Source organism: Propylenella binzhouense, assembly GCF_009866965.1.
GTDB lineage: Bacteria > Pseudomonadota > Alphaproteobacteria > Rhizobiales > Afifellaceae > Propylenella > Propylenella binzhouense.
Genome location: NZ_SPKJ01000217.1, coordinates 1 through 981, shown reverse-complemented (window position 1 = coordinate 981; position 981 = coordinate 1). Strand labels below are relative to the sequence as shown.

Sequence of the window (981 nt, the reverse complement as noted above, 5' to 3'; positions counted from 1 at the left end):
CCCGGGCGCCGCACCGGCTGGCACGTGCCGCCCGGCGATCCGGCCGCGCTCGCCGAAGCGGTCGGCGCCGCGCTCGCGCTCGCGCCGCAGGAGAAGATCGCGCTTTCCGCCCGCGCCCGCGCCCATGCGCAGGCCTTTTCCGTGGAGAGGATGGTGGCGGCGACGCTCGCCGTCTATGACGAGATCCTGGCGCCGGCCGATCACGATTCCCGCTAGACGGGCGCGAACCAAGGCAACACAGGTTGACTTCGGAACCAAAGGACCGGATTCTTGTTGGGTGCCGGTGGTTTCGAGCGCCCCGGACACCCATATCCCGCATGCGAAACTACAAGAGGAGATCTACCCATTCGCCGACCCTATCGTGCACCCCCGCCCGTAAAGGAGGGGCCCCGCGTCAATGACGAGATCCGGATCCCGCAGGTCCAGCTCGTCGACCAGGAAGGCCAGAATCGCGGCATCGTTCCGATCGACGAGGCGCGCCAGCTGGCCGAGGAAGCCGGTCTCGACCTGGTCGAGATCGCACCGAATTCGCGCCCGCCGGTCGTGAAGATCCTCGATTACGGCAAGTTCAAGTTCCAGTCGCAGAAGAAGGCGGCTGAGGCGCGCAAGCGGCAGAAGACCGTCGAGGTCAAAGAGATCAAGATGCGGCCGAACATCGACACCCACGATTACGAGGTGAAGATGCGCTCCGCCCGCCGCTTCCTGGAAGAGGGCGACAAGGTCAAGGTGACGCTCCGCTTCCGCGGCCGCGAGCTCGCCCACCAGGAACTGGGGTTCGATCTGCTCGTCCGCGTCCGCGACGAGCTGAACGAGGCCTCGAAGGTCGAGTTCGAGCCGAAGCTCGAAGGCCGCCAGATGGTGATGGTGCTGGCGCCGGCGCCGCAGAGGGTGCCCGCCGCCCGGCCCGCCGCCCAGGCCTGAGGGCCCGGCCGGGGCGGACGGAACCGCCCGGCCATTCCCGCGGGCGCCCTGGTGGCGCCG

At 68.6% G+C, this 981-nt stretch carries 1 protein-coding gene and 1 pseudogene; both read left to right on the top strand.

The features are described 5' to 3' along the window. A pseudogene (locus tag E4O86_RS23000) lies at positions 1-216 on the top strand (glycosyl transferase); the annotation flags it as partial. Positions 217-345: 129 nt separating this feature from the next. Continuing rightward, positions 346-921: a translation initiation factor IF-3 gene (gene infC, locus E4O86_RS22995; protein WP_161142856.1), complete on the top strand. Its 576-nt coding sequence runs from the start codon at positions 346-348 to the stop codon at positions 919-921. The last annotated feature ends 60 nt before the right edge of the window (positions 922-981 follow it).